The organism is Streptococcus sp. LPB0220, assembly GCF_008727815.1.
Lineage (GTDB): Bacteria > Bacillota > Bacilli > Lactobacillales > Streptococcaceae > Streptococcus.
In genome coordinates this window covers 719,384-739,964 of record NZ_CP044230.1, presented here as the reverse complement: position 1 = coordinate 739,964, position 20,581 = coordinate 719,384, and the positions used below count along the sequence as shown (strand labels likewise).

The 20,581-nt window shown below is 41.6% G+C and carries 22 protein-coding genes and 1 pseudogene; 3 read left to right on the top strand and 20 right to left on the bottom strand.

All coding sequences use genetic code 11. The features are described from left to right. Positions 1-268 precede the first annotated feature (268 nt). From LPB220_RS03975 to LPB220_RS03955, 5 genes are all read right to left on the bottom strand, one after another. Positions 269-1,315 carry a D-alanine--D-alanine ligase gene (locus LPB220_RS03975; RefSeq protein WP_150905683.1) on the bottom strand — a complete coding sequence of 349 codons (1,047 nt, stop codon included), beginning with the start codon at positions 1,313-1,315 and terminating at the stop codon, positions 269-271. Positions 1,316-1,391: 76 nt separating this feature from the next. Further along, the gene (gene recR, locus LPB220_RS03970) at positions 1,392-1,988 is read right to left on the bottom strand and encodes a recombination mediator RecR (protein WP_070845403.1); all 597 of its coding nucleotides are present in this window, start codon (positions 1,986-1,988) and stop codon (positions 1,392-1,394) included. 10 nt (positions 1,989-1,998) lie between these two features. Continuing rightward, positions 1,999-4,050, bottom strand: a complete 2,052-nt coding sequence (gene pbp2b, locus LPB220_RS03965) for a penicillin-binding protein PBP2B (RefSeq protein WP_150905681.1) — start codon at positions 4,048-4,050, stop codon at positions 1,999-2,001. Between the two features lie 422 nt (positions 4,051-4,472). Continuing rightward, on the bottom strand, positions 4,473-5,105 hold the full coding sequence (locus LPB220_RS03960; RefSeq protein WP_070465538.1) for a DUF421 domain-containing protein: 633 nt from the start codon (positions 5,103-5,105) through the stop codon (positions 4,473-4,475). Further along, a complete protein-coding gene (locus tag LPB220_RS03955) occupies positions 5,102-5,554 on the bottom strand; it encodes a DUF3290 family protein (RefSeq protein ID WP_150905679.1) in 453 nt (150 codons plus the stop codon). Before LPB220_RS03955 ends, LPB220_RS03960 begins: the two co-directional genes overlap by 4 nt. Before the next feature lie 135 nt (positions 5,555-5,689). Here LPB220_RS03955 and LPB220_RS03950 point away from each other — a divergent pair, with 135 nt between their 5' ends. Next, positions 5,690-6,517, top strand: a complete 828-nt coding sequence (locus LPB220_RS03950; protein ID WP_150905677.1) for an exodeoxyribonuclease III — start codon at positions 5,690-5,692, stop codon at positions 6,515-6,517. 11 nt (positions 6,518-6,528) lie between these two features. Continuing rightward, positions 6,529-6,915, top strand: coding sequence for a bleomycin resistance protein (locus LPB220_RS03945; RefSeq protein WP_004219638.1), 387 nt, complete (start codon positions 6,529-6,531; stop codon positions 6,913-6,915). Between the two features lie 234 nt (positions 6,916-7,149). Here the strand turns inward: LPB220_RS03945 and LPB220_RS03940 are convergent, their stop codons facing one another. Next, positions 7,150-7,788, bottom strand: coding sequence for a hypothetical protein (locus LPB220_RS03940; RefSeq protein ID WP_023917595.1), 639 nt, complete (start codon positions 7,786-7,788; stop codon positions 7,150-7,152). A 107-nt stretch (positions 7,789-7,895) separates the two neighbouring features. Here LPB220_RS03940 and LPB220_RS03935 point away from each other — a divergent pair. Further along, a pseudogene (locus LPB220_RS03935) lies at positions 7,896-7,988 on the top strand (VOC family protein); the annotation flags it as partial. Positions 7,989-8,179: 191 nt separating this feature from the next. Here the strand turns inward: LPB220_RS03935 and LPB220_RS03930 are convergent. From LPB220_RS03930 to LPB220_RS03865, 14 genes are all read right to left on the bottom strand, one after another. Beyond that, on the bottom strand, positions 8,180-10,147 hold the full coding sequence (locus tag LPB220_RS03930) for a peptide ABC transporter substrate-binding protein (RefSeq protein WP_150905675.1): 1,968 nt from the start codon (positions 10,145-10,147) through the stop codon (positions 8,180-8,182). A 266-nt stretch (positions 10,148-10,413) separates the two neighbouring features. Then, positions 10,414-11,037, bottom strand: a complete 624-nt coding sequence (gene nth, locus LPB220_RS03925) for an endonuclease III (protein ID WP_150905674.1) — start codon at positions 11,035-11,037, stop codon at positions 10,414-10,416. 104 nt (positions 11,038-11,141) lie between these two features. After that, a complete protein-coding gene (locus tag LPB220_RS03920; RefSeq protein ID WP_049497216.1) occupies positions 11,142-11,450 on the bottom strand; it encodes a hypothetical protein in 309 nt (102 codons plus the stop codon). Positions 11,451-11,472: 22 nt separating this feature from the next. Next, positions 11,473-12,165, bottom strand: coding sequence for a 5'-methylthioadenosine/adenosylhomocysteine nucleosidase (locus LPB220_RS03915; RefSeq protein WP_150905672.1), 693 nt, complete (start codon positions 12,163-12,165; stop codon positions 11,473-11,475). A 24-nt stretch (positions 12,166-12,189) separates the two neighbouring features. Further along, positions 12,190-12,525, bottom strand: coding sequence for a cell wall synthase accessory phosphoprotein MacP (macP, locus tag LPB220_RS03910; protein WP_070594427.1), 336 nt, complete (start codon positions 12,523-12,525; stop codon positions 12,190-12,192). A gap of 11 nt (positions 12,526-12,536) precedes the next feature. After that, positions 12,537-13,082: an NUDIX hydrolase gene (locus LPB220_RS03905; RefSeq protein WP_003002456.1), complete on the bottom strand. Its 546-nt coding sequence runs from the start codon at positions 13,080-13,082 to the stop codon at positions 12,537-12,539. Positions 13,083-13,091: 9 nt separating this feature from the next. Beyond that, positions 13,092-14,471, bottom strand: a complete 1,380-nt coding sequence (glmU, locus tag LPB220_RS03900) for a bifunctional UDP-N-acetylglucosamine diphosphorylase/glucosamine-1-phosphate N-acetyltransferase GlmU (protein WP_150905670.1) — start codon at positions 14,469-14,471, stop codon at positions 13,092-13,094. A gap of 402 nt (positions 14,472-14,873) precedes the next feature. After that, positions 14,874-15,314, bottom strand: coding sequence for an ASCH domain-containing protein (locus LPB220_RS03895; RefSeq protein WP_150905669.1), 441 nt, complete (start codon positions 15,312-15,314; stop codon positions 14,874-14,876). Beyond that, complete coding sequence (locus LPB220_RS03890) at positions 15,311-15,808, bottom strand: NUDIX hydrolase (RefSeq protein WP_150905667.1); 498 nt, start codon at positions 15,806-15,808, stop codon at positions 15,311-15,313. Before LPB220_RS03890 ends, LPB220_RS03895 begins: the two co-directional genes overlap by 4 nt. A gap of 125 nt (positions 15,809-15,933) precedes the next feature. Further along, complete coding sequence (locus LPB220_RS03885) at positions 15,934-17,109, bottom strand: ABC transporter permease (protein ID WP_225305927.1); 1,176 nt, start codon at positions 17,107-17,109, stop codon at positions 15,934-15,936. Between the two features lie 4 nt (positions 17,110-17,113). Continuing rightward, positions 17,114-17,773 (bottom strand): ABC transporter ATP-binding protein, encoded by a 660-nt coding sequence (locus LPB220_RS03880; protein WP_125826212.1) that lies wholly within the window; start codon positions 17,771-17,773, stop codon positions 17,114-17,116. 379 nt (positions 17,774-18,152) lie between these two features. Next, on the bottom strand, positions 18,153-18,851 hold the full coding sequence (locus LPB220_RS03875) for a 3-oxoacyl-ACP reductase (protein WP_150905665.1): 699 nt from the start codon (positions 18,849-18,851) through the stop codon (positions 18,153-18,155). Beyond that, complete coding sequence (locus tag LPB220_RS03870; RefSeq protein WP_000141913.1) at positions 18,844-19,080, bottom strand: DUF2829 domain-containing protein; 237 nt, start codon at positions 19,078-19,080, stop codon at positions 18,844-18,846. Before LPB220_RS03870 ends, LPB220_RS03875 begins: the two co-directional genes overlap by 8 nt. Before the next feature lie 105 nt (positions 19,081-19,185). Next, positions 19,186-20,577 carry an APC family permease gene (locus LPB220_RS03865; protein ID WP_150905663.1) on the bottom strand — a complete coding sequence of 464 codons (1,392 nt, stop codon included), beginning with the start codon at positions 20,575-20,577 and terminating at the stop codon, positions 19,186-19,188. Positions 20,578-20,581: the final 4 nt, after the last annotated feature.

The window sequence follows — 20,581 nt, the reverse complement described above, 5'->3', positions numbered from 1 at the left end:
CTCCTCAGTTCTCCGTAGCGTCTTCAAAAATTTGGACGCTCCTATCAAATTCTTCTCATTATACCATATTCTAGACCACAAAAAAAGTGGCTGGGACAGAAGTCCTAGCCTCTTGATTGTTTTTGGATTGTCGAGCAAGACGCAGTAGTTGAGTGGGCTCTACTACGCTGATTTTATCAGCTTTTACAGCCCTACTTAACTGTGCGGAGGTGGGACGACGAAATCGAATTCTAACGAATTACCGATTTCTGTCCCACTCTCTCTTTTCTTACAACAAATGCGCTTCGTGTTTTTGGAAGACTTCTTTTCCAAGCTCTACTAACTTGGTGATCAAATCTGTATAGTTGAGTCCCATATTGTCCCAAAGCAGAGGATACATAGACCATTGGGTAAATCCTGGCATGGTATTGAGTTCGTTTAAGAAGATCTCTCCTTTATCGGTATAGAAGAAATCACAACGCGCTAAACCTAGACCACCGATTGCACGAAAGGCTTTTTCTGCGTTGGTCCGCATGGTTTTCACAACCTCAGGGTCCAATTGAGCTGGAATCGCCATGGTAATTTTGTTGTCGATGTATTTGGCATCATAATCATAGAAGGCCACATCTTTCACAACTTCACCTGGCAAGGTACTCTTCACATCATAGTTTCCAAGCAGTCCAACTTCGATCTCACGCGCATTGACTCCTTGCTCTACCAAGACACGGCTATCGTATTTGAAGGCCAATTCGAGAGCAGTCCGAAGCTCTGTTTGGTTTTCAGATTTTGAAATCCCAACACTAGAGCCCATATTGGATGGTTTGGTAAAGACAGGATAAGAGAGAGTCGCTTCAATTGTAGCAATTTTCTCATCCACGTCATCGCCTTCCACTACAGCTACATAAGGAACTTGAGGAATTCCAGCAGACTCCAAGACCCGTTTGGTCGTGATCTTGTCCATCGCAACACTGGAAGCTAGGATGCCACAGCCGACATAAGGCATCTTCAAGACTTCTAAGAAGCCTTGAATGGAACCATCTTCTCCCATTGGTCCATGAAGAACTGGAAAGACTACTGCTCCTTCCTTGTAAATCGCAGATGGTGCCACTTTTTTAGACCAGTCCACTGTCTCATTGGTCATCAATTTCTCATCATCCGCTGGTTTCTCTTCAAAAGCTTGCGTCTGGATGAAATCTCCTGACTGCGTAATAAAGTAGGTTTGAACCGAAAATGCTTGGTAATCAATCGCGCGCATCACGCTTTCTGCTGAAAGAACAGATACTTCACGTTCTGCACTACGTCCACCATACAACAGGATTAAGTCTTGTTTACTCATAGTTTCTCCCTAATTGTTCCCTTGATTTCTTACTTGATAGTATACCACAATGATAGCCCTTTCGAAAGAACTTCTCTTATAATTCTGTCCGATTTTCGATCGCACGAAGCAAGGTCACTTCGTCCGCATACTCGATATCGGCTCCAACTGCCAGACCACGTGCCAAACGGGTTACTTTGATCCCTGCAGGTTTGAGCACGCGCGAGATATACATAGATGTCGCTTCCCCGTCTGCTGTCGCATTGGTCGCAACAATGACCTCTGTGACTGTTCCATCCATCAAGCGACCAATCAAAGTCTTGAGATTGATGTCATCGGGTCCCACGCCATTCATGGGCGAGATCAAGCCATGCAAGACATGATAGCGACCATGGTATTCCTGGATATTTTCCATAGCAGATACATCCCGGCTATCTTCTACAACCAGAATGAGGGATGGATCCCGCGTTTCATCTCGACAAATCTCGCAGGTTTCTTCATCGGTTAAATTGCCACAAATACTGCAATACCCTAGCTCACGCTTGGCATTCAGTAAGTTCTTGGCAAATTCATTGACATCATCATCTGACATACCAATGGTGTAAAAAGCCAGACGAGTCGCTGTTTTGATCCCAATTCCTGGCAACTTCGAATAGCTGTCAATTAATTTTGCAATAGGTGCTGGATAAAGCATAGTTTCCTTTCTAATTCATGGGGTGTTTCTGATTGTATAAGTTAATAATGTCACGCGTAATGGAATGACTGACCGTCGCTTGTAGATTGGTATTATGTGGAAAAACCACTGCTACCGCAATCTTTGGATTGTTTGACGGTGCATAAGCCACCACATTGGTATTAATGGCTTGTTTGCCTCCATCGACTGTGGTTTCAGCTGTACCGGTCTTGGCACTAATGGGCACACTAGCACCTCGACCCACAGTCTTTCCTGTCGTTAACCCACTCGTACCATTTGCAACTTGGTAGAACCCTTGCTTGATCAAAGCCATGTCCTCCGCTGAGATATGGACCTGATTGAGCTCCTTGGTTTCGATCGCTTTTTTCAACTGACCAAGCCCCCCTTGATCATTATTGTCATAGATGCCTTCAACAACATGAGGACTCACCCTCTTCCCATCATTCGCTACCGTTGCCGCATACTGGGCCAATTGCATCGGTGTATAGTTATCAAACTGACCAAAGGCATTGGTCAAATAATTGCCGACTGTGTAGTCTTTTGGAATAAAACCGGTCGATTCATTGGGAAGGTCAATCCCCGTTGATGTTCCAAGACCATATTCCGCAAAACTAGAGCGCAGTTTTTTCATAGCCGGTTCAACCTGATCCACTTGTAAGGTCATGTTTGGAGTGTAGGGTTGCCCCATCATCTTAAGGGCAATTTGGACCATATAGGTATTGGAAGAGTATTCCAATGCTTCCACCGCATTGATGGAACGACTACCGTATTGGGTAAACCAAGAATTGATAGGAGCGGATCCTGCAAAAACAATCGGCTGATCGGTCAGAACCTGGTTCCCTGAAATGACTCCATTTTCCCATCCCGAAGTCAAGGTCGCTCCTTTGACTACGGATCCTGGAACGAAGACGTTGGTCACTGTTCCTAAAGCATCTGCTGATAGATCTTGACTACCAGCCTGGTGTTTAATCCCTGCCATGGCAAGGACCTTCCCTGTATCAGGCTCCAGAGCTACGGCATAGACACCTTCGGAGTAGGTCGCATTTCCAGCTTGCAACTCTGCGCTAAAGGCGGAGCGAAGGATATCTTCCACTCCTTTTTGGAAATCCAAATCAATCGAGAGCTTGAGGTTTTCTCCTTTGGCCCCTTTTGAAACATCGACCACTTTCTCCATGTTGCCATTTTTATCTAGGAGAATTTCTTTTTCACTGCGTTTTCCTTGAAGGACATTTTCGTATTCTTTTTCGAGATAAGAGGTACCAACCCGGTCATTGAGAGCATAGCCTTTTTTGACATAGTCCTCAACCTCTTCTGCTGGAAGTCCCGCCTGCTCGGTTGATACATTTCCAATAATAGAAGCTAAAGGAGTATCCAAAACCTTGCGGTCCCAGCTAGTCGTGATGGCAATTCCCGGAAGGTCCTGACTATCCGCTGCGATGGTCGCAATCTGCTCAGCTCCTAGTGCCTGCGTCGTAATGATTCCCGTCGCAAAATTCTCCACCGCATTCATCTGGCTATAGAGATAAATAATCTTTTTCTCATCATCTGTATAGCCGAGTTTTGAAGGGTCGATACTATCCACTGCCGCTTGATAAATCTTGGCTTCCGGCAGTCGGTTGCCATCGGTATCAAATTTCTTTTTCTCAGGCAGGTGTTCCACGACCTCTTGGTAGACCTTGGTATTGGCTAGATAGTAATCCACTTCTTGCCGTTCGGTTACCTGAGGATTTTCTACGTCGACATACTGTAAGAGTTTCCCAGCTGTCTCTCGCATTTCTTGGGCCGTCATTTTGCGATCGCGCGTAAAAGTCAGGACCTGTTTGCCCACATTTTCCACCAAGGGCTTACCAGAAGCATCATAGATTTGCCCTCGCACACTCCCTTGTTTGACCGTCTTTTTCGTAGCTTTTGCCAATTTATCCGTATAGTAGGCTTGGTGAGTGATCTGCATATAGCCAAGTCGGGCAATCAGCACCAAAAAAAGAAGGCAAATCAAACTAAACAGCAGGTAGAGTCTGCGTGTAATCGAATGATTCTCAAACTTCCGTATTTTCTTCTTCATGAAATTTTCTATCCTTCTTTTCTAATGAACACTTACCTTCCATTTTACTATTTTTCCAAGAGTATCTCAAGAAAAGGAAGAGCCCTTTCCTGGAATTTTACAAAGAAAAAAGATTGGACAGGCTCGTCCAATCTTGAAATTAACACAAACTTTTTTACATGTACAACCCTAGGTAAGGTGGTTGAAAAAAATATTGATTTTTAATTTTTAGGCTTATTCAAGCATATGTCGAAACTTTCCGCCGTGAGAAAAGTTCCTGAAACACAATTGTTTCAGGAACTCGGGAGTTTTGAAACTTTAGGTTCAAAACTAAGTCATGGAACTTCGTAGAAGTTCGCTGACGTCCGTACTCACCTAAGGAAAGTTTTTAAGACTATTTTGTATTCAATTTGAGATTGGACAGGCTCGCCCAATCTCTTCTTCTAATAAGTCACAACATTGATTTTTCCTTTGTCATACTCGGCAATGAAAATATCCAACACGTTATCATAGCCTTCTTTTTCCAATTCAGCCCGCAACCACTCTTCACTTTTCCCAATTGTTTCCAAAATTTCAAGCTGAACCACACCATCAGTAATGATCGGGTATTTAGGATTTTCATCCCCCGCACGGACAACGATTATTTGACCGTTTTGTTCAATGACAGCTCGTTTCACTCCCTTTAATTGGAAAATTCCTTGTGAACGCAATTTCAAGGCAACGTCTGAAGCAGAAAGTCCCTTGGATCGACAAGCTTCCGGATCAAGCTTCCCATTTTTGATAATGACAGTTGGTTTGCCATCGATCAAGTGCTTCATAAAACGGACATTGGTATTGAGCCATTTTAAGAGCAAGATCAAAATAGTCCACATCAAGAGAATCACTATGTATTGAAGAATGGTAATGGAGCTATTGTAAATCACCCCACCAATAATTCCCCCCAGAACAAAGTTCTGTATCTGGTCTACTGCAGAACTTGGTGCTAAGTTTCCTTTCCCGGTCACATTGATCACAAATACCAAGGAAATCAAGCCAAGAGCTAATTTAATCAAAATGGTTATAAAATTTACTGTCATTTGTTCACCTCCACAAGTTCTACGTCTGTTTTATATAGATCCATCTTTTCTAATAGATAGCGATCCGGGTCAGAGCCTGCGATAGCTCGGTAATAAACCTCTCCAACTTTCATAATCGCCCCATCTGTGGCCGCTGAAGTATTGACATAGACATCTTCTTTTTTGACATCCAACTCCTTTGAGATGACTTCAATAAAATGGAGTGAGCGTTGGAACTGGTCATTATTACTTTGGCTATTTTGGAAACTGCTGATACTGATCAAGACCACTACCACCAGAGTTAAAATGGAGATAATAGACAATTCGCGGAATTTGCTATCGTGCTTATTCCGATAGGCTTTCGCCGCAAAAAAACCAGTCAGAAGAATGAGCAAGCCAGATATCCCAATGGTCACCCAGTTTTGCTGGCTGATCTGACTCAATACATAGTCATAAGAGTAAAATTTCATAAACAACTCCCTTTCTCCAAATGAATTCAAGCTATTATAATGGATTTTATAAGAATTTTCAAGGCATTGTGATCAGGAAATCATTAAAATTTTGTTATAATAAAACTATCAATTATGTCAAGAAAAGGAAACACAATGAAACTCATTTCATGGAATATCGACTCGCTAAACGCTGCATTGACTAGCGACTCAGCACGCGCCAAACTCTCTCAAGAAGTCCTTCAAACCTTGGTCGCTGAGGATGCAGATATCATCGCCATTCAAGAAACCAAGTTATCCTCCAAAGGACCTACTAAAAAACACCTCGAAATTCTTGAGGAACTCTTCCCTGGCTACGAAAATACCTGGCGCTCTTCTCAAGAACCAGCTCGCAAAGGCTATGCTGGAACCATGTTCCTCTATAAAAAAGAGCTTACTCCCGTTGTGACTTTCCCAGAGATCGGTGCTCCTTCGACCATGGACTTGGAAGGTCGGATCATTACTCTGGAATTTGGTGGCTTCTTTGTAACACAAGTCTATACTCCTAATGCCGGTGATGGCCTCAAACGTTTAGCAGAACGTCAAGTCTGGGATGTCAAATATGCGGAGTACTTGGCTGAACTTGATAAGCAAAAACCTGTCCTTGCTACAGGTGACTACAACGTGGCCCACAAGGAAATCGACCTTGCTAATCCAGCCAGCAACCGTCGTTCACCAGGTTTCACAGACGAAGAACGTGCAGGCTTTACCAACCTTCTAGCAGCAGGCTTTACAGATACCTTCCGCCACCTCCACGGTGATGTGCCGGAGCGTTACACTTGGTGGGCACAACGCAGTAAAACCTCAAAAATCAACAATACAGGCTGGAGAATCGACTATTGGTTAACCTCAAACCGCATTGCAGACAAGGTTACTAAATCAGATATGATTGACTCAGGCGCTCGCCAAGACCACACACCGATTGTATTAGAAATTGATTTGTAAGGATGGTCTTTATGAATTTCAATGCAGTGATTCCTGAGTTTATTGTATCGAATTTAGAGCAGTCCCGTTCCTTCTACTGTGATTTACTGGGTTTTACCATCGAATACGGGCGACCAGAAGAGAACTTCCTCTTTCTTTCTCTTGAAGAGTGCCAGCTAATGATAGAGGAGGGGAGTAAGGAGGAACTAGCTGAACTGACCTACCCCTTTGGTCGTGGAGTTAATATCTCCTTCGGCATAAAAGATGTCCCTAGACTCTATCAAAAAGTAATCGAGTCTAACTATCCTATTCATCGTCCTTTGACCAAAAGAAAATTTCGTGTTGGTGAACAATATATCTATCCCCATGAATTTGCAGTTCTAGATCCAGATGGCTATTTTTTAAGATTTAGTGAATAAGAAAATAGATCACTAGAGTAGAAAAAGAAACAAAAAAAGAAAGAGGCTGGGACAAAAGTCCTAGCCTCTCAATTATTTTTGGATTGTCGAGCAAGACGCAGTGGTTGAGTGGGCTCTACTACGCTGATTTCATCAGCTTTTACAGCCCTACTCAACTGTGCGGAGGTGGGACAACGAAATCGAATTCTAACGAATTACCAATTTCTGTCCCACTCTCTTTTAGTCTTTTGGGGATTATTTCCCAGGAATATTTGGATCTAAGCCCCAAGATTGCTCGAGAACAGGTCTTAAGGCTTTAATCATATCTTCTGAACCTACGATTGTGATATTGTATACTTTATCGCCTTTTTGGAATACCCATTCGTACAAAATGTTCCCATTTTTAAATGTTACTTTTATTAAGAAAGCGTCCTCACTGGCAAAAATAGCTTTTACACCTTCTAAACTAGTTTGATTTTTGGCTTTTCCCCAGAAGCTATATAAACGGTCCGCAAGTAACTGTGCGTCAAAGGTTTCGTTGGGGCCAAGTTCAACAGTATCTTTAGTGTTTGATTCCATTAACAACATATTGTGTTTGTCTGGTGATGAATATTTGAGCGTTTTGCTACTTTGAGTTTTGCTACTTTGAGCTTTGAAATTATATACGACCCAATCTTTAGGGATATTGATATAACCAAAATTTTCATTTCCGATACGTTGAGTATCTGCAAGGGATATTTCTTTTGCCCTAGAAGAAGACCCAGGAGTTGTTGTTTGAGCTTTTGTCGTTGATGCAGCCGTAGTTTCTGTTGCTTTCTTCTCTCCGTTTCCGCATGCTGCTAGTATAAATGCAGATAGAAGCGTTACAGAGCTTAATATTATTTTGTTTTTCATCAGGATTGTTCTCCTTAAAGTGGTTGACTCACATGTATTATATCATTTTTTATAGTTTATTTAAATTAAAACAGGAAACGCTTTCACTAAAAAGCATATGGTATAACAAAAGAAAATTTCGTGTTGGTGAACAATATATCTATCCCCATGAATTTGCAGTTTTAGACCCTGATGGCTATTTTTTAAGATTTAGTGAATAGAATGATCATCACCCGTCTATGGACCATACCCAAAAATCTATTTTTGTGAGTACAGTTCAATAGCGGGTGATTTATTTATCTTTCATCTTAAAAAATGAGACAGACTGACTTTCGAGACATAAAAAAAACGGAGCCTTCACATGACGGCTCCGACTTTTTTATCTTCATTGATAGACCAATGATTGATTTTTTTATTTTTTCTTCTCAATGTGATCTTTGAGATCTTCTTGAGCTTTTTTATTGGATTCTGCTTTTTTCTTCAACCATTCTTCTTTGGCCTTGTTAAAGTCTTTTGTGGTGACAACATCTTTCGACATTTCAAGGTATTTGTAGAAGGTTCCTGTTCCTTTAGTACCTACCCATGAAGCAGCACGGCTGTATGGCACGGTCCGTTGAAGCATTGGAGCACCACCATTTGAGACAGTTGGAAGCGTAATCGAGCTATCTGTCAACCAAGCTTGCGCTGCTGCATATTTTTCATAGCGTTTTCCTTGATCCAACAATTCAGCATCGGCGTCTTTCAACATGTTAGCGTATTGATCCAAACCAACTGTTGCAATGGCTGGATTGTTTGAACCTGCATCAATACCAAGATAGTAGAAGACAGAACCATTTACTGGGCTGATACTTTCAAGATAAGTCGATGGGTCTTGGTAGTCAGGAGCCCAACCACCGCCTGAGATATCGTAATCTCTCGCAGCCGCTGTATCGCTGAAGTAGGTGATATTTTGGAAATCATCATCCGATACCTTTTGAAGGTCCACAACGACATTGTCTGCACCAAGCGCTGACTCTACAGATTGTTTGAAGGAGCTAGCTTGTTGGACCATGCTGTTGTCCACTTGGCTAACAATGTAGTCCAAATGAATTGGGAATTGAACGCCTTGTTTTTGCAATTCAGCTTTGGCTTTCGCAAAGGAAGCTTTGGCTTTTTCTGGGCTGTAAAGGCTCGTTTGACCATCGTCCAGGCTCACACCCTTCCATTGGTCTCCGTAGGTAACCAATTGTTTTTCAACGACTTTACCAAAGTCTTCTCCATTGACTTGGACATAAGTTGGTGGCACCAAGGTACTACGAAGGGTATTTTCAGCCACATCAGCCCCTGAAACTTGTGCCGCATAAGATTTGCGGTCAAAACCAAAGTTCACCGCTTGACGGAAGTCCTTGTTCAAGATTGCTTTCTTGGTAGAGGCTTTTTGTTCATCCGTTGTTTTGGCTGTGTGGTCATATTTTTGACGGTCCAAGTTGAATCCAAGGTAGTAGGATGTTCCCAATTGCAAACCGTAGACAATGTTGTCGCCAAAGTTTTTCTTGACACTCTTGTAAGTCGAGCTGTTTGGCATAACAGAGGCAAAGGAATATTGACCTTTTTCAAAGTTCTTAATGATAGAATCAGGGTTTGATCCATCGTTAAAGGTTAATTTGACATTGTCGATATGAACATTTTTCGCATCGTAATAGTCTTTGTTCTTGACCAATTCAATCTCAGATTTTGAAGTCAATGATTTCAAGTAATAAGGACCATTGTATAAGATGCTGCTGGGTTTCAAAGAACCAAAATCTTTTCCTTGAGATTTCAAGAAATCCGCATTGACTGGGAAAAGAACACCTGAGGTTGTTTTTGAGTTCCAGAAGCTTTCTGGACGAACTAAAGTATATTGGATGGTGTGGTCATCTAAAGCTTTCACTCCAACCGTGTTAAAGTCTTTGGTTTCCCCTTTTACGTAGGCATCCAAACCTTTGATCGAATTTTGAATCAAGAAGAGACCTTCTGATTTAGACTCAACCGCGTGTTTGATTCCTGTAACAAAGTCTTGAGCCGTTACAGCACCATATTCTTCTCCTTCACTCGTATACCATTTGGCATCCTTACGAAGTTTGTAAGTATAGGTTAATCCATCTTCAGAGACAGTCCAATCTTCTGCTAGACTTGGCACAAAGTTTCCGTATCGGTCGTTTTCAAGAAGACCATCTACAAGGTTACTTGTGACATCTGAAGTTGTTGTACGAGTTGCAGCGATGTAATCTAAGGTATTTGGATCCGCTGAATAGACGAATGAGTAAGTTGCTTGATTGCTACTACCACCGCCACATGCTGCTAAAAGAAAGGCACCTGCAACAGAAACTCCTGCAAGAGCTAACAGTTTTTTTGCTTTCATCACTATCTCCTTATGTTAGATTTTCTACCATTATACACTATTTCTTAAAAAAAACCAAATTTATTTTAAAAAAGTTCGTTATTTCTGAATGAATATAATAAGATATAAAGAAAAAGTATCTTGAAATCGATCTCAAAGAAGCCTGATAGGGGAATCTAGGCACCTACCACCAGATCTAACAAAGAAATCACCTTTCAATCCTTTTAATAAATATACGTTTCATCACAAAAAAGAACCTCTGCTCTTTCGAGCAGAGGAACTGATTCCTAATCAAAATGATAGAGTTGTGGGTACTGGTCACATTCAGGATTTTTAGGATGGCAAATAGCCCGTCCAAAGTAAATCATGGCTTGATGGGCAGCTAGCCATTCGCTCTTTGGCAGAACATCCATGACACGCTTTTCAACTTCTAATGGCGTCGCTGATTTCTTGACAATATCATGGTGCTTGCAGACCCGCTCCACATGGGTATCGACAGCAAAAGCTGGAATACCAAAACCTACACTCATGACAACATTGGCTGTCTTGCGTCCTACTCCTGCTAGACTTTCTAACTCTTCACGAGTCTGAGGCACTTGCCCATCAAAATTGTCTAACAATTGTTGGGCACATTTTTTGAGAAATTTGGCCTTATTTCGATAGAGGCCTAATTTAGAAATATGCTTGGCGATATCGGCTTCACTGGCTGCTGCCATGGCTTGCGGGGTTGGAAAAGCCGCAAACAAACCTGGTGTCGCTTTGTTAACAGCCGCGTCTGTCGTCTGAGCTGAGAGCATGACTGCTACTAGTAATTCAAAATGATTACGAAAATCCAGACTTGGCTTGGCATCTGGAAAGAGGGCGATAATTTCTTCGATCACATGACGTGCCCGTTTCTTTGATAAAACCATATTCTCTCCTTTACATTACTAGTCTTTATTATAGCATGAAAGTTCCCTATTTCTGAAAAAATCGGCTTCAGAAAAAGACTAGTCCGTAGACGAGTCCTTTTCAATTAGTCTATAAAATGAGTATGCTTGGTAATCCATTGAGTGACCTTGATATTTAACCAGAACACATAGATCCCAAATGTAATGATGGTAAAGAACCACCATTTGATCCAATTTCCAAATAACTGCATAGCCGTGCCGTCAAAGTACTGACGACGACCATCAATCACGGTATGCTTGACTTTCCAGTTATACATAATGCACACGCCCCAAGGAGCACAAATCCCCAAAGTCAATACTGTAATGAAGGTTGCTAATAAAACATGGCCAATATATGAAAATAGGCCTCCATCAAAATACGATTCACGATACATGTTCAATTTCCCTATATTTTTTCTACACCAATCTCTTCAAGAAGGTAATCAAGGTTTGAGCAGAGCGTTCGCCAGCCTCTACGATAAATTCATCAAAAGAGATATTGGCTGCGTGATCGGCCGTATCACTCATAGCCCGAATAACCATGAAGGGACGGCCAGCTGCATGAGCGGCCTGAGCAATAGCTGCTCCTTCCATCTCAACGGCCAAGACTTCTGGGAAATGCTCCCGAATTGCTGCGACTTTTTCTTCACTCGCGATAAAGCTATCTCCTGTTGTAATCAAGCCCACATGTGTGGTTGCAGCTTCTTCCTCCAGAACTTTTTTCATTTCTGATACGAAATAGCGACTAGATTCAAAGTAAAGCGGTTGGCCTGCCATTTGACCATACTTATAGCCAAAGGCTGTCACATCCACATCATGATAGGCCAATTTGTTCGCAAGAACGATATCTCCAACAGCCATCCCTGGGGCAACGGCACCTGCAGAACCCGTATTGATAATGGCTTCCACCTTAAAATCGTTGGCCAAGACTGCTACACTCATAGCTGACATGACTTTTCCGATACCACTTTCAACCAAAACGACCTCATGGCGTCCAATTGATCCTGTATAGTAGACTTTTCCAAGACGCAGATGCTTTTCCCCATTTTCAAGGGCTTCAACCAGGATCTTCAACTCCTGGGGCATGGCTGCGATAATTCCAATTTTCATGTCTTTTCTCTCCTTGTGACGACCTTATAGACGCCAAATAGCAATAATTAAAACAATGAGGAGCACAATGATCCAGAACAAAATCTTATTGAGTTTGGATTGGACCACACTTTGTTTGCGTTCTTCAATGCGACGACTCTTGGTCACTGTGGGCTCCACTTGGATCTGCACAGTATCCTGAGAATAACGCTCTTGTGGACGCTCCATACGACTCTCTCTCATAGGACGTTCATAGCCAAATCCTCTGTGGTCTGTCCGAATAATTTTCGTCTCTTCCGCATCGACCATATTAGGACCGGTGATGTCCTCACCTCGCCTTGCTCGTTCAATCATTTCATCGGTTAATAAAGGTTTTCCCATCGGATCCTCCTCTATTTATTGATTAAGTCCCAATATTGGATAGCCATAATGGTCTTGGCATCACAGATTTCACCAGAAAGGATCAAATCTTTCGCTTCCTTCAAGGTCACTTCTAATAACTCTAAGGTCTCATCCGCATCTTGTGGACGTGGATTTTCCACCTTTTTCAAGTTGGTCGCACCATAAAGTTTGATTCGCTCATTACAAAATCCAATGGCTGAATAAAAATCATACAACAACTCTAGATCCGCTGTGTAGCCAATTTCTTCTTCCAATTCACGCAGAGCAGCTGCTTTAGGATCTGCATTTTCTCCCTTTTCTAACTTCCCTGCTGGAATCTCCACCGAGGTCCTTTCAATCGCCTTGCGGTACTGCTTGACCAAGATCGTTTTCCCATCTTCTGTGATCGGCAAAACCGCTACTGCTCCGTTATGGAAGATTAAATCACGCTGCGCTTGGCCTTTTCCAGCGGGTAGTTCTACTTGATCAGTGACCACTTGGAAAATCGGTCCCTGATAAATCTCCTTGCGCTCAATGGTTTTTTCTTCAAATTGCATGAGAATCTCCTATTTATTTTTAGGATGGTGTGGCAAGCGAAGGGCATATTCTTCTTTATTCACTTGACGGCCACGGCCAATCGCAATCGCATCAGCTGGTACATCCTTGGTAATGGTTGATCCAGCACCGACTAAGGAATTGTCGCCTAATTCAACTGGCGCAATGATCGTCGAATTGGAGCCGACAAAGACATTGTTTCCAATCGTTGTTTTAAACTTGTGTTGGCCATCATAATTCACTGTGATGGTTCCTGCACCAAATTTGACGTTGCTGCCAACTTGGCAGTTGCCAATGTAAGTCAAATGACCAGCTTTGGTATTTTCGCCAATAGACGAACCTTTGACTTCGACAAAGTTTCCAATATGGACATCTTTGGCGAGGCTAGAACCTGGACGAATATGAGCAAATGGTCCTACCGTTACGCCATCGGCTACCGTGCTCTCTTCAATCATAGAGTTGGTGATGACAGCACCTGCACCAATTTCACTGTCCACGATATAGGTGCCATTGGTTAAAACGGTCTCAGCCCCAATTTTTGTGTGCCCTTTTAGGGTAACATTGGCTTCGATTTGCACTTCTGGTGCGATCTCAACATCGACATCGATATAGGCCGCATCTGGATTAACAAAGCTCACTCCATTGACCATGTGGGCTTGGTTAATGCGACGACGCATGATGCCTTCTGCTGTTGCAAGGGCCACGCGGTCGTTAACCCCGAGACTTTCATCAAAATCTTTGAGCGTATAGGCCCCAACTTTTTCACCAGCTTCACGGAAAATACCGATGACATCCGTGATATAGTATTCACCTTGGGCATTGTTGGTATTGATATTTTTCAATGCTTCAAAGAGGCGCGCATTGTCAAAGATATAAGTCCCTGTATTGATTTCTTTAATTTGTTTTTCAAAATCTGTCGCATCTTTTTGCTCAACAATTCGAAGCACTTCCGCATTATCATTGCGGACAATCCGACCATAGCCAAATGGATTGGCTGCTTCTGCTGTCAGAATCGTTGCTACATTCTTGTGGTTGATATGAAAGTCAATCAAGTGTTTGAGGCTTTCACCCGTAATCAAAGGAGTATCCCCTGCAATGACAAGGGTATGGCCTTCAAGACCTTCCAAGACTGGCTCCGCCATCATAACCGCATGACCAGTTCCTAACTGCTCCGTTTGCTTAACAAATTCTGTTTGTCCAGCTAATACTTGCTCCACCAATTCCGCCTTGTGGCCGACCACTGTAACAGTCTTCTCAGGTGAGATGGCTCCAACACTACGGAAGACATGCTCCAACATAGAGATCCCAGCAACCTTGTGAAGAACCTTAGGCAGATCTGATTTCATACGGGTACCTTTCCCCGCTGCTAAAATAATGGCATAATTTGGCATAACATTTCTCTTTTCTGTACAATATCGCTTACATTATACCATTTTTTAGCCCTTTTGGAAAATAAGGCCCAGATCAAAAAACTCTCCTAGAAGGAGAGTTAGATTAAGATCATATCTTCGTTGAGACTTTCCTTAGGTGAGTACGGACATTAGGTGAAATTATCCAGTGGATGATTTCAGCAATCCAGGAAGTTCCATGATTTAGTTTTGAACCTAAAGTTTCAAAACTCCCGAGCGCTTGAAACTTTAGGTTTCAAGCACTTTTCTCACAGCGGAAAGTCTCAAAAAATCTTTTAATAGTTCTAAGAACTGGGCAGTATTTTTAGCTTGACACAATCACTAGCTATTTTTTAATAGAAAACAGTTATTCTCTTTTCTGATTTTCTAAAAGAAAAAAGTGTTCTATAATGGATAAACCTTGCGAAATTCTTCTAAAACCACCTTGCTATCAGGTGTAAAAGTTAGTCCCGCTTCTCCTAAGCAGTCTTTGAAAAAGTCTTCATGAACCTGACGCCAATAAGCTAGAGATTTGTCTCCTTCACCTTCCTTATAGGCATGGTCAGCTGACACTTGATGGAAAGGCTGAACAGAAACCTTTGTAATTTCGACAATGCAGACAGCTTGATCCTTACTGTCTAAAACAACATCAAAGGTTCCTTCTTGGGGAAGGGGTTCGTCTTCTAGTGCATAAAGGTCGTAGGCTGAGGCTGTTGCTGTTTTTTCGCCTTTAAAGACCAGTTCCGCTAAAAGGTCTGGGTCCACTCCAAAAGCCCAGGCATCTATCTCATCTCCGATAGAGGGGTTGATTTGCTTGTAGGCATTCCACATTTCTTGAGGTGTCATTTGTTCTCCTTCTTTTCTTTCACCTTCCAATTTCTATAGCTTGTCATGTCCAATTCTGGAAATCCTCCTAACTCTGCCTTTACCTTTAATACTAAAGGAGAACCATTGTCTTCAGTAATGTCTTCCACATTCAACCAAACTGCATTTGCTGAATCATTAGTCCCATCAAGAACCTCCTGAGGAAGGGATTGTTGAGGGCCTTCGAAATCGACTACGATATCATAAAAGGCCATGATATGATGCACAGCGAAGTCTTTCCCTTCTTCTTGAACCATCACATCGTAAATTCTAGGATTTGAATAACTGCTAAGAGAATATCCTGTCTCTTCCAGAACTTCTCTCTTGAGGGTTTCTGTCAGTCCCTCACCTGGTTCTTGACTACCACCAGGTAAATCAAAACGATGCTGATAAGGTCCTCTCGTTTTCTCAATGCAGAGCAGTTTCCCTTCTTGAACACAGACTCCGTAAACGCCAAAGTGATTTTTGATTTCCATCAAATCCTCCTACTTTCATTTAAATCTCAGTCGATAGTGAAATCAGTATAGATATTCTTTTTGCAACACCATCTCTGATTGCCACTAATCATTTCTTCTCTATTGATTTAATACTTTTTCAATATCTATTTTAGTAATTTTTTAGATACCAAAAATCCTGCAAAAACTGAAGTGAGAATCCCTATTAATACTGGGAACAACAATCTGATAAGTTCAATATCTAGTGGTAATCCACTCAAAAAGATGATCAAATAAGAAATAGCAATTCCTATCACCAATCCCGCGCTTGTGCCTCGTACTCCCATCATGAAGCTTTCAAATAAATATATTCTTTTTATCTGTCGATCAGATGCACCGATGATTTTAAAAGTTGCGATCTGTTTATAATTCTCCTGAATGGTAATAGCTAGAATATTGATAATATTAATAATCGCTACAATAGAGATAAGAACTATGATTAATAGGATAAAAAGGTCGATGTAGGAAAACCATCTGGATAGCATATTGATAACATCCTGTTGTGTTGCTACAACAACATCTAATCCTGTCCCTGATAAAGATTGTTTTAAATTTTCATTTTTTAAAACAATCTTTTCTATCCTGTTTGCTGCCTCATTTAAATCGGTTCCATTTTTTACAGTAGCATTCAGATAGTAATACTTATTTGATGAAACGCTACTACTTTTTACATTGATTGCCATCATTTGATTTATTTCTGTTGGCAAGGTAGAAAATAACTGCGCTACTTGCTTGTCTATAATGCCAGAAATTACAAACTTTTCATAATGATTATCAATCTTTATAGTCACCGTATCTCCGACATTCATTGATGTAGCCTTGTGTACGGAATCTCCGATTAATATTTCATTGTCCTTCTCTGGAAATTTCCCTTCAGCAATTCTAATATTCAGGTTTTTTAAATACTTTTCTTCTAGACAATGGATAGTATTGGAAACCGATGTCTTACCATTTTGGAATTTGATATCATCCGTAAATAGTAGTTTCACACCTGTAATATTTTTTACTTCATCTATTTTTTTAACTCGATCAATATCATCACTAGAAAATAAAGGTAAAGCTTTATAATTCAGAGAATTTTCTTTATTACCAAAGGCAACAGTAACAACATTTTTATTTGCTACAGTCATTTCATTAATCATTTTATTATAGAAAGAATTAGAAATGAGCATCACTAAAACAATTAGCAAAACAGAGATCGCTATTGACAGTCGAACTAATCTATATCTTCGTTTGTTAACTTCTAAATCTCTTCTAGCAATGAATAATATGGAATGATTCATTTTATCATCTCCTTACGTACTCAATTTTGCCATCTACAACTGTGCAAATAGACTGCATACTATTGGCCACTTTATCACTATGAGTTACTGTTATAATCGTGATACCTAACTCCTCATTGATCCGCTTCAACAATTCTATTATATTTTGTTCGTTATCAGCGTCTAAATTACCGGTAGGTTCATCCGCTATCAATATTTCTGGATTGTTAATAAGAGCTCTTGCCAAAGCAACTCTTTGATTTTCACCTCCACTAATCTTATCAATACTCTTACTTAATATTTCCTTTGAAAGGCCTAGAGTGTTACAAATTTCGTTAATGTTATTCTCTCCATTTTCAAAAAAATATCTTGGAAGTAGAATATTCTCTTTCACCGTGAAACCTGAAATCAAATTAAAGTTTTGGAAGACACAGCCAATATTCCTACGCCTTACCTTACTCAAATTTTTCATATCTAAAATGGAACTACCACAGACTAAGATATCCCCCTCATTTAAACTGGTAATCCCTAATATTAATTTAACAAGAGTAGTTTTTCCTAATCCAGAACGGCCAATTATTGCAGTCGTGCTACCTTTTTTAAATTCAAAATTACAATTTTTGAAAATATATCTGACATTCGATCCATCACTAAAACATTTAGTAACATTCACTAATTTAATCATGACTTCACCTTCATTCCACAATAACTTAGCAAATCAATTGTACTATTCGTTTCTTCTAAAACAATCTCTTAAGGTTTCAGGTAGCCCATTCAAAAAGTTCTTCTGAACTTACCCTCAGTTATCTTCATAATTGTTATTATCCCTGTCTTTTTTTGGTGAAAAAGGCTAGATCTCCATCGTGACCAATCATAAAGAAATCTGATTCATCCTGATCACTCTGGTAGGTTTAATTTCGTTCAGTAAGATCTTCTTTAGCATAGAGGTATACCTGTCTCACCACTGTCCTAACTTAATTGTTCACCTCGGTTTGATCCTCTTTCAGTAAGGAAAAAACAATTACGTTTCTTAGCAAGATTTCAACTCTTGCTTTTTCATCCTCCTACTTCAAACTCCAACCACCATCAATGGTCAGGATTTGCCCTTGCATAGCAGACGCCTTACCGCTAGCCAAAAAGAGGCTGACTTCGGCTACTTCCTCTGGCTCAATCCAGCGCTTGATCGGCGTCTCACTGGCTACCCAGTCAGCCAATCCACCTGGTTCAAAATCCGCTGCGGTCATGCCTGTTTTGACAGCCCCAGGAGCAATCCCAAAGACCTGAATACCAGCTTCTGCATAATCCAGGGCCAACTGCTTGGTAAAGCCCGCTAGAGCATGCTTGGAGGAAGTATAAGCGTGGCCGCCTCCTCCTGCCAGGCTAGAAGCAATGGAGCACATATTGATGATGATACCTTGCTTCTTCTCCAACATTTGAGTCAGATAATACCGTGTCAACTCTACCGGGGTCACATAATTGATCTCAAAGATCTCCTGAATCTCCTCAGCGCTTTGCTCCAGAAGCGGTTTGTAATCATCCAAAACACCAGCTGTATTGCACAAGACATCGACCTCAGGACACCAGTCGAAAATTGGCGTCAAATCTAGGGTTAAGTCCCGCTGTAAGAAATGAAAATCACCTACTAACTGGGGATCCGCTCCCTGGTCCACCCCATAGACCTGGTAGCCCTTCTCTAGAAAGAGGCGAGCTTGAGCCAGACCAATCCCGGAACTCACGCCTGTAATCAAGACTCTTTTAGTCATGGACTTCCACCCAATCTGTCGCTAAAACATCACAAGGTGTTGGACTCCACATGGAGAAACCTTCACCCTCACCAGAGACGTTGATGAGGAAATAAGGCGTCACTTCCAGAGCCACCCCATTTTGCTCAATGGTATCAAAGAGTTGGACGTAGTTTTCTGCTCCACCCCATCCTGTTCGCACATATTTTTTCTTAGCCTTTAAGCCTGGTAAAATCTCTTCAAATGTCATGTTTTTTCTCCTTTGTTATCTAGTTAACTTTCTCCCTTTATTATACCAAAAAAAGAGCTTTCTCTATGTAAAAAGCCAGAGTTCTTCTACTCTAGCTTTCATCTTTTATTGATTTTCTTCTGAATGGCGATAGCCATAACCGAAATAAATTCCGACCCCGATCAAGAGAGCAACTCCGAAGGCCAGCCAGGTCGATAGGGAATACTGGGTCATAAAGGACAGACAGACCACAATCGACAGGATTGGCAAGACTGGAACCAAGGGTGTTTTAAATTCACCAGGTCCAGGAGCCCCGTGTTCCTTGCGCAATTTCAAGAGGGCAAAGGCCAACATAACCAGGTAAGCCAAGGTACAAATATTTAAGAAGGAAGCGATACTGGCTAGTGGAAAGACTCCACCAGCAATAGCAGCCATCGATCCAGCTACTAGTGTTGCATTTTTGGGAATTCTAGTTTTTGGATCGAGTTGTTTCATAGCTTTTGGCAGGAGACCATCCCGCGCCAAACTGTATATCATCCGTGAGAGGGCAAAGGTCATGGAAATGCAGACGGTAATCAAGGTCAAAATAGCCACTAAGGATACATAATTTCCAGCCCAACCAGCTCCGACCTGACGAAGGGCAAAGGCAACCGCGTCTTCTACATTTAAGTTCTTAAAAGGAACCATACCAGTCAAAACCAGGGTGACCAAGATATAAAGAACAGTTGTGATCAAAAGACTGAGGACAATCCCACGAGGGACGTTCTTTTGTGGTTCCTTGATTTCGTCGACCGCCATTGAAATGGACTCAAAACCAAGAAAGGCAAAGAACATGAGCGAAGCTCCAGACATAATCCCTGTTTGACCACCATAGATTTCGCCAAATCCATAAGGAGCAAAGTTTGCCCAGTTGCCAGGATTTATGTGAAAAATCCCAACAAGAATAAACAAGGCAAGAGCTGAAAACTTGAGTAAGACCAGCAAGGAATTAAAACGTAAGACCGCTTTTGCATTCATAAGGACTAAGGCAGTGACGAGGACCATGACCAAAATAGGCAAGAGATCCACATAAGTTCCCTTAGCTGGATCAAAAGTCCCGTTTAAAGCCGTCGGCAGGCTCCAGCCAAGATTGGCCAACAAACCCTTGAAATAAGCAGCCCAACCTGAAGCCACCCCTGATACGGCTGTCATAAATTCCATCACGGTCAACCAACCTGCAATCCAGGCGGGAAACTCTCCAAAGATAGCATAGAGGTAACTATAGGCTCCACCGGTTGAAGGGATGCGAGACGCAAATTCAGCAAAGAAAAGGGCAGATAAGCCAACGCAAAAAGCCGCAATCACAATCGAAATGATCAAGGCTGGACCAGCTAAATTCGCGGCTGCAGTCCCTGTAATCGTGAAGATCCCTGTCCCCACCATGGCACCAATTCCTAAAATAATCAAATCCCATAAACGTAAATGGCGATTTAGACCCGGGTGTACTTGCCCAAGTCCCTTTTTTCGAAATAAATTCATATCT

What these genes read in the sequence shown, in the direction of transcription:
- LPB220_RS03975 (WP_150905683.1), bottom strand. Translation starts at nt 1,315, where the DNA reads ATGAGTAAACAAGACTTAATCCTGTTGTATGGTGGACGTAGTGCAGAA.
- recR (WP_070845403.1), bottom strand. Translation starts at nt 1,988, where the DNA reads ATGCTTTATCCAGCACCTATTGCAAAATTAATTGACAGCTATTCGAAG.
- pbp2b (WP_150905681.1), bottom strand. Translation starts at nt 4,050, where the DNA reads ATGAAGAAGAAAATACGGAAGTTTGAGAATCATTCGATTACACGCAGA.
- LPB220_RS03960 (WP_070465538.1), bottom strand. Translation starts at nt 5,105, where the DNA reads ATGACAGTAAATTTTATAACCATTTTGATTAAATTAGCTCTTGGCTTG.
- LPB220_RS03955 (WP_150905679.1), bottom strand. Translation starts at nt 5,554, where the DNA reads ATGAAATTTTACTCTTATGACTATGTATTGAGTCAGATCAGCCAGCAA.
- LPB220_RS03950 (WP_150905677.1), top strand. Translation starts at nt 5,690, where the DNA reads ATGAAACTCATTTCATGGAATATCGACTCGCTAAACGCTGCATTGACT.
- LPB220_RS03945 (WP_004219638.1), top strand. Translation starts at nt 6,529, where the DNA reads ATGAATTTCAATGCAGTGATTCCTGAGTTTATTGTATCGAATTTAGAG.
- LPB220_RS03940 (WP_023917595.1), bottom strand. Translation starts at nt 7,788, where the DNA reads ATGAAAAACAAAATAATATTAAGCTCTGTAACGCTTCTATCTGCATTT.
- LPB220_RS03930 (WP_150905675.1), bottom strand. Translation starts at nt 10,147, where the DNA reads ATGAAAGCAAAAAAACTGTTAGCTCTTGCAGGAGTTTCTGTTGCAGGT.
- nth (WP_150905674.1), bottom strand. Translation starts at nt 11,037, where the DNA reads ATGGTTTTATCAAAGAAACGGGCACGTCATGTGATCGAAGAAATTATC.
- LPB220_RS03920 (WP_049497216.1), bottom strand. Translation starts at nt 11,450, where the DNA reads ATGTATCGTGAATCGTATTTTGATGGAGGCCTATTTTCATATATTGGC.
- LPB220_RS03915 (WP_150905672.1), bottom strand. Translation starts at nt 12,165, where the DNA reads ATGAAAATTGGAATTATCGCAGCCATGCCCCAGGAGTTGAAGATCCTG.
- macP (WP_070594427.1), bottom strand. Translation starts at nt 12,525, where the DNA reads ATGGGAAAACCTTTATTAACCGATGAAATGATTGAACGAGCAAGGCGA.
- LPB220_RS03905 (WP_003002456.1), bottom strand. Translation starts at nt 13,082, where the DNA reads ATGCAATTTGAAGAAAAAACCATTGAGCGCAAGGAGATTTATCAGGGA.
- glmU (WP_150905670.1), bottom strand. Translation starts at nt 14,471, where the DNA reads ATGCCAAATTATGCCATTATTTTAGCAGCGGGGAAAGGTACCCGTATG.
- LPB220_RS03895 (WP_150905669.1), bottom strand. Translation starts at nt 15,314, where the DNA reads ATGACACCTCAAGAAATGTGGAATGCCTACAAGCAAATCAACCCCTCT.
- LPB220_RS03890 (WP_150905667.1), bottom strand. Translation starts at nt 15,808, where the DNA reads ATGGAAATCAAAAATCACTTTGGCGTTTACGGAGTCTGTGTTCAAGAA.
- LPB220_RS03885 (WP_225305927.1), bottom strand. Translation starts at nt 17,109, where the DNA reads ATGAATCATTCCATATTATTCATTGCTAGAAGAGATTTAGAAGTTAAC.
- LPB220_RS03880 (WP_125826212.1), bottom strand. Translation starts at nt 17,773, where the DNA reads ATGATTAAATTAGTGAATGTTACTAAATGTTTTAGTGATGGATCGAAT.
- LPB220_RS03875 (WP_150905665.1), bottom strand. Translation starts at nt 18,851, where the DNA reads ATGACTAAAAGAGTCTTGATTACAGGCGTGAGTTCCGGGATTGGTCTG.
- LPB220_RS03870 (WP_000141913.1), bottom strand. Translation starts at nt 19,080, where the DNA reads ATGACATTTGAAGAGATTTTACCAGGCTTAAAGGCTAAGAAAAAATAT.
- LPB220_RS03865 (WP_150905663.1), bottom strand. Translation starts at nt 20,577, where the DNA reads ATGAATTTATTTCGAAAAAAGGGACTTGGGCAAGTACACCCGGGTCTA.